At 42.2% G+C, this 6,193-nt stretch carries 6 protein-coding genes and 2 pseudogenes; 5 read left to right on the forward strand and 3 right to left on the reverse strand.

Going from position 1 to position 6,193, the window contains the following annotated elements; translation table 11 throughout:
- From MSA64_RS03200 to MSA64_RS11905, 3 genes and pseudogenes are all read right to left on the reverse strand, one after another.
- Positions 1-213, reverse strand: a pseudogene (locus MSA64_RS03200) (helix-turn-helix domain-containing protein); the annotation flags it as partial.
- Positions 214-238: 25 nt separating this feature from the next.
- The gene (locus MSA64_RS03205) at positions 239-760 is read right to left on the reverse strand and encodes a hypothetical protein (RefSeq protein ID WP_287890515.1); all 522 of its coding nucleotides are present in this window, start codon (positions 758-760) and stop codon (positions 239-241) included.
- A 505-nt stretch (positions 761-1,265) separates the two neighbouring features.
- Positions 1,266-1,547 carry an MvaI/BcnI family restriction endonuclease gene (locus tag MSA64_RS11905; protein WP_334302739.1) on the reverse strand — a complete coding sequence of 94 codons (282 nt, stop codon included), beginning with the start codon at positions 1,545-1,547 and terminating at the stop codon, positions 1,266-1,268.
- Between MSA64_RS11905 and hcp the strand changes: the two are divergent.
- The 5 genes and pseudogenes from hcp to MSA64_RS03235 all read left to right on the forward strand — a co-directional run.
- A pseudogene (gene hcp, locus MSA64_RS03215) lies at positions 1,509-2,771 on the forward strand (hydroxylamine reductase); the annotation flags it as partial. The gene MSA64_RS11905 and the pseudogene hcp overlap by 39 nt on opposite strands.
- Positions 2,772-2,922: 151 nt before the next feature.
- A complete protein-coding gene (locus MSA64_RS03220; protein ID WP_022171206.1) occupies positions 2,923-3,294 on the forward strand; it encodes a CidA/LrgA family protein in 372 nt (123 codons plus the stop codon).
- Positions 3,291-3,983 (forward strand): LrgB family protein, encoded by a 693-nt coding sequence (locus MSA64_RS03225; protein ID WP_022171207.1) that lies wholly within the window; start codon positions 3,291-3,293, stop codon positions 3,981-3,983. Before MSA64_RS03220 ends, MSA64_RS03225 begins: the two co-directional genes overlap by 4 nt.
- A gap of 82 nt (positions 3,984-4,065) precedes the next feature.
- The gene (locus tag MSA64_RS03230) at positions 4,066-4,758 is read left to right on the forward strand and encodes a FadR/GntR family transcriptional regulator (RefSeq protein WP_277664189.1); all 693 of its coding nucleotides are present in this window, start codon (positions 4,066-4,068) and stop codon (positions 4,756-4,758) included.
- Positions 4,759-4,942: 184 nt separating this feature from the next.
- Complete coding sequence (locus MSA64_RS03235) at positions 4,943-5,932, forward strand: diaminopimelate dehydrogenase (RefSeq protein ID WP_154432495.1); 990 nt, start codon at positions 4,943-4,945, stop codon at positions 5,930-5,932.
- Positions 5,933-6,193: the final 261 nt, after the last annotated feature.

A 6,193-nucleotide genomic window follows, 5' to 3' on the forward strand; every position in this document is an offset into this window, starting at 1 on the left:
CAGCTCTGCCCCGCTCTTACCAGCAATATATTTTGGATTTCCATTTTCAAATTGTTCAGCAATATCCGATTGAATAAAGCGATTCAAAAAATCAGTTCCATCCATACCAAACTCAATAACTGCATCGTGAAGCATATTTCCCAGTGTTCTAGATGATTTATCTAAATATAGTGAACTATAAGCATGCAACATCATTCTTTTCCTTTTCTTCAAATTCTAAATTCTCATTTAAGTCACTTTACGATTTTGTTTCAATTTCTTCCGTTATGGTTCGAATCCACTTTTTATCTACAAATTGGAACGCTGCCTGTAACTCACGTATATGCTCCCATTTTCCCTTTGCGATTAACCATGGATTTACTTCATATGAGCCTCGATCTTGTGTTGAAAAAAGAATTCCCTTCTCAACTGCACGTTTTATGTACTTTGCGGTCATATTGTCACCAATATTACAATACTCAGAAATCGCTCGGCGTGTTGTTTTATTATTGTAGAACATAATCTTATCTCCATTTGTAAAACCAATCTGTCCGCTAAGTGCTAGCAAAAAATCAAGAGGAATTTCAGAAATAGCATTTACAGCCATCATAGCCTTATAATACACTTTGATAAAATCAGGTTCAGTACTTGTTTTAACTCTTGTACTTTTCTCTTGATATAGAATTTCACCACTCTGAACATCCGTAACCATATTATTAGATTCATAGACAGCAGTATTTTTTGCTCTTAAAAAAATCTCCTCAGTCCCCTCTTTGTTCATTAATCAATTCCTCCAATCGCCTCTATAATTCATCTTTTAATGTAATATATATTACATTAAATAAAAAGTCAATATACAATGTTAATATAATTTTAATTACTATGTTATTGTAATATAAATTATACTTTTAATATAAAATAATTACTGTAATAAAAATTACAGTTTAAATGTAAAAATATTACTGTAATAAAATTACAGTTAGAATATAAAAATATTACATTAATGATGTACGAATATTACACTTCAAAAATAAAGGAAATGGCTTATTTCCTAGGTTTTCTAGCAAATTTTCCTTCTTTTATTTTCTTTCTTCTTTATATAGACGAAATACTTAATATGAAAATCATCTCTTCCGACCGTTGAGCCGGACGACCCACCGCCCCATGGGACCCGTCGCTCCGGCTCTGCCGCCATTGGCGGCACCACTACACACATAAAAAACGTAATCAAGGAAACACATTTTTTAACTACTTACGAAACAATATTTTTATTTTATAATAGAGAATTATAATTCAACTTTTTCAATCTCACCAAATAATTCTGCTTTTGCATTTGGCTTAATTCTCCATGCATTACCATGATTTTTTCCAGAATATTTTCCTGTTTTTGAAGTGTACCCACGCCAATCATATGTGATAATTCCAGACTTAATTAACGATAAGAATGTCATAAACTGTGGAGTTCTAGAATATTCAACTATGATTGATAAGAATAATCTTGATGCGAATGCATTGTTTCTATAGTTTCTGACTATGATATGAATAACATCTGGAATGCCGATGAGGATATTCGCTCACTAAAATCACTGATTCTGTTTGGTGTGCGCGGTATGGCAGCCTATGCCTACCATGCAATGGTACTTGGCTACACCGATGCTTCACTCAATCAATTTTTTATCAATGCACTTTCTGCTCTTTCTAAGGACTTGGGAATGGATGAGCTTCTTCCAATTGTAATGGAAGTTGGTCGCTTTAACCTTCTTTGCATGGAGCTTCTTGATAAAGCAAACACCGAAAGCTTTGGTGATCCAGTTCCAGTAACTGTACCGTTAACAGTAGAAAAGGGACCATTCATCGTTGTTACCGGTCATGATCTTTCTGACATCAAGCAGCTTCTTGAGCAGACAAAAGATACTGGAATCAACATCTATACACATGGCGAGATGCTTCCGGCACACGCATACCCGGAACTGAAAAAATACAGTCATCTGAAAGGAAACTTCGGAACGGCATGGCAGAACCAGCAGAAAGAATTTGCTGATCTTCCGGGAGCCATCCTGTTTACGACCAACTGTCTGATGCCACCGAAGGAGAGCTACGCAGACCGCGTCTTTTCCACGGAAGTAGTTTCTTATCCGGGTGTGGTGCATGTGGATGATGAGAAAGATTTCACACCGGTGATCGAGAAAGCACTCGAACTTGGCGGATTTGCAGAAGACAGACAGTACCAGGGAATCAACGGCGGAGAAAAGCTGACCACCGGTTTCGGACATGGAACGATTCTGCAGGCAGCAGATCAGATCGTGGATGCGGTAAAGGCAGGAGCGATCCGGCATTTCTTTTTGGTCGGCGGCTGCGACGGAGCAAAAAAAGGCAGAAACTATTATACGGAATTCGTAAAACAGACACCGTCCGATACGATCATTCTTACGCTGGCGTGTGGAAAATACCGGTTTAATGATCTGGATCTCGGAAGCATCGGCGGTTTCCCTCGGATCATGGATATGGGACAGTGTAACGATGCCTACGGAGCCATCAAAGTGGCAGTCGCGCTTGCACAAGCTTTCGACTGCGGAGTCAATGAACTTCCGCTTTCCATGGTGCTTTCCTGGTACGAGCAGAAGGCGGTGTGCATCCTGCTGACACTTCTGCACCTTGGAATCAAAAATATTTATCTCGGACCGTCTCTCCCGGCATTCCTGTCTCCCAATGTGCTGCAGTATCTGGTAGAAAACTACCGGATCAGTCCAATCGGGGATCCGAAGGAAGATCTGGAGAAAATGCTGGGATAATGGACAGCAGCATTTTTTAAAGAAAAATCTCCGGCAATTTGTAAACGATTGCCGGAGATTTTTGAATTTCTATGGGGATTTTGCTCCTTGACAGGAAATAGTCAGGTCAGTATAATCTGAAACTGGTACTACCAGTGAAAGGAGAAATATTTTGAAGCACGTAAGACAGTTTTGTATGATATTGTTGTTCTCGTTTATCGGCGAGTTTTTCCGTATGGTGATTCCACTTCCGGTTCCGGCCAGTGTGTATGGGCTGGTATTGCTGCTGGCTGCACTTCTTACCGGTGTCATAAAGCTGGATCAGGTAGAGGGAGCCGCTGATTTTCTGATAGAAATTATGCCGGTTATGTTTATCCCGGCGGCAGTAGGACTTTTGAATGCATGGGATGTGCTGCGACCGGTCGTGGTTCCGGTGGTCGTAGTGACGGTAGTAACAACTGTACTTGTCATGGGAGTGACCGGACAGGTGACACAGCGGGTGATCCGCTGGGAGAGAAAACGTAAGGAGGGAAAAGAAAAATGAAAGATTTCCTGACAAATTCCGTATTTTTTGGTGCGGTGATCAGTCTGGTGGCCTATGAGATCGGAACTCTTCTGAAAAAGAAATTTAAACTGGCAATTTTTAATCCGTTGTTGATTGCAGTCATCTGCGTAATGGCGGTGCTGATTCTGTTTCATATTGATTATGATACCTATAACGAAGGTGGCCAGTATATCAGTTATCTGTTGACACCGGCGACGGTCAGTCTGGCTGTGCCCCTCTATCGACAGATTGAACTGCTGAAGAATAATATCAAAGCCGTTGCAGCGGGCATTCTGTCAGGGGTGCTGGCAAGTATGGTCGGTGTTTACATCCTGGCGCGGGCGTTCCATCTGAACTCTCAGTTGTATGTAACTCTGCTTCCGAAATCCATTACTACAGCCATTGGTATGGGGGTATCGGAAGAACTTGGCGGTGTGGTAACTATTACCGTAGCAGTTATCGTCATTACGGGTGTCCTTGGAAATGTGATTTCAGATCTTGTCTGTAAGCTCTTTCGTCTGGAAGAACCGGTGGCAAAAGGACTGGCTCTTGGAACTGCCGCTCATGCCATCGGAACAGCAAAAGCGATGGAACTGGGTGAGATCGAGGGTGCGATGAGCAGTCTTGCAATCGCTGTGGCAGGTTTGCTGACGGTGGTAACATCTTCTGTTTTTGCAAGTCTGATGTAAAAATATGTCGGGTATTTTTGTCCGGAAATCATGCCGGCTGTGGGTCTGGCAGGGAAGAAAAGTAAGAAAGTGAGAAAAACAGTTGGATAAGGAAAGTGTACAGGCAACTTCACCAAAAGCCTATGACCAGGTACTGGAATATTTGAAAACACTGATAAAAAACAAAGATATTTCTTATGGCGGGAAGATACCCTCCGAGCGGGAACTGATGGAAACACTGAGGATTTCCCGAAATTCGGTCCGGGAAGCACTACGGATCCTGGAGCATACAGGCGTTCTTGAAAGCCGCCACGGCAAGGGAAATTTTCTGGTAAACCGGATGGGAGAAAGCCTCAGCAGTGTTTTTTCCATGCTGGTTCTGATGGAAGAGAGTAATTACCGGGAAGTCAATCAGCTTCGGTCAGTTCTGGAAAAACAGGCGTATGTGCAGGCAAGCACGCTGATTTCAGAGGAAGGAAAGGAAAAAGCAGGAGCGATTATCAACCGGATGGAAAACGGAGATCTTGAGGAACGGATCCGCTCGGATCATGAACTGCACCACCTGGTATTTGAGTATTCGCAGAACCGGCTTCTGATTCTTCTGACGGATGCCTTGTCTGAGATCATACGCTCAGAGGGTGAGGTGGTTTTGCGGCAGGCGGCATCCATTGATACGGAAGAATGGATCGCACTTCATAAGAATATTGCCATCTGTCTTATTGAGGGAAATATTCAGGAAGGGCTTTTGGCATTGGAAGAACATTATGAATGGCTTGAACGTGACATCAAAATGTGATAGGATACAAAAGGAGATTTATGACTGTGCAAAGGTAAAGTGGTGAACACAAAGTGCAGTCTCAGAACGTGATCCCCGAAAACCGTCGGTACGGAGGCGGAAATATACATGATCGGGTCTCTTCTGACAAAGCAGGTACAGAAAGATTCCGGAAATAGATAGGAGAGTACAGGAGGAATTAGCGATGAAAAAAATAAGAATCGGTATTGCAGGTTATGGCAATCTGGGAAAAGGCGTTGAGATGGCGATCCGTCAGAATGAAGATATGGAACTGGCAGGTGTATTTACCAGAAGAGATCCTGCAACAGTAACTGTCAAAACACCTGGCGTAAAAGCATACACCATGGAAGATGCAAAGAATATGAAGGATCAGATTGATGTTATGATCATCTGTGGCGGAAGTGCTACAGACCTTCCAAAACAGACGCCGGAACTGGCAAAAGATTTTAATGTCATCGACAGTTTTGATACCCATGCAAACATTCCACAGCATTTTGCAAATGTAGATGCAGCCGCAAAAGAAAATGGTCATCTGGCTATGATCTCTGTAGGCTGGGATCCGGGTCTGTTTTCTCTGAACCGTATCTATGCAGAATCCATTCTGCCAAACGGAAAAACCTATACATTCTGGGGTAAAGGCGTAAGCCAGGGACACTCTGATGCAATCAGAAGAATCCCGGGTGTAAAACGTGGTATTCAGTATACTGTTCCGGTGGAAGAAGCGATGGATCAGGTAAGAGCCGGAAAACAGCCGGAACTGACAACACGTCAGAAACACACCAGAGAGTGCTTCGTAGTTGCCGAGGAAGGTGCTGATAAAAAACAGATCGAAGAATCCATCAAAACTATGAAAAACTATTTTGATGAATACGATACCACAGTAAACTTTATCTCTGAAGAAGAATTTGACGCTGTTCATAACAAGATGCCTCACGGTGGATTTGTTATGAGAAGTGGTATGACCGGTGAAAATGAAAATACCCATCAGATGATCGAATATTCTCTGAAACTGGAATCCAATCCGGAATTTACTTCCAGTGTACTGGTTGCTTACGCAAGGGCACTGAGCCGTATGAAAGCAGAAGGAATGACAGGATGTAAGACGGTCTTTGATGTAGCTCCGGCATATCTTTCCCCGCTGAGCGCAGACGAGATTCGTGCACATCTGCTGTAAAAATAGAAGAACAAAAGACAAAAAGAAGAGCTGGCTGTTAAAAAACGGTCACTCTTCTTTTTTCGTGAGCAACGAGTAAAAAAATACCACCCGACACAGAAAGTGTCAGATGGTGTTTGTGCGATAATTTTATTTAAAATTGGTAACTGTTCAGTACCTTCACAGTTACGAGCAAAAATGCATTTAAAATCACCTTCGGTGATGGCATTTTTGCTTGTATGTCTCGGGATTTTGGCATAAATATGCCAAAACACCTCGCGG

This window comes from Oliverpabstia sp. (genome assembly GCF_022785585.1).
In the GTDB taxonomy this organism is placed as follows: Bacteria; Bacillota; Clostridia; order Lachnospirales; family Lachnospiraceae; genus Oliverpabstia; species Oliverpabstia intestinalis.

What these genes read in the sequence shown, in the direction of transcription:
- MSA64_RS03235 (WP_154432495.1), top strand. Translation starts at nt 4,943, where the DNA reads ATGAAAAAAATAAGAATCGGTATTGCAGGTTATGGCAATCTGGGAAAA.
- MSA64_RS03225 (WP_022171207.1), top strand. Translation starts at nt 3,291, where the DNA reads ATGAAAGATTTCCTGACAAATTCCGTATTTTTTGGTGCGGTGATCAGT.
- MSA64_RS03205 (WP_287890515.1), bottom strand. Translation starts at nt 760, where the DNA reads ATGAACAAAGAGGGGACTGAGGAGATTTTTTTAAGAGCAAAAAATACT.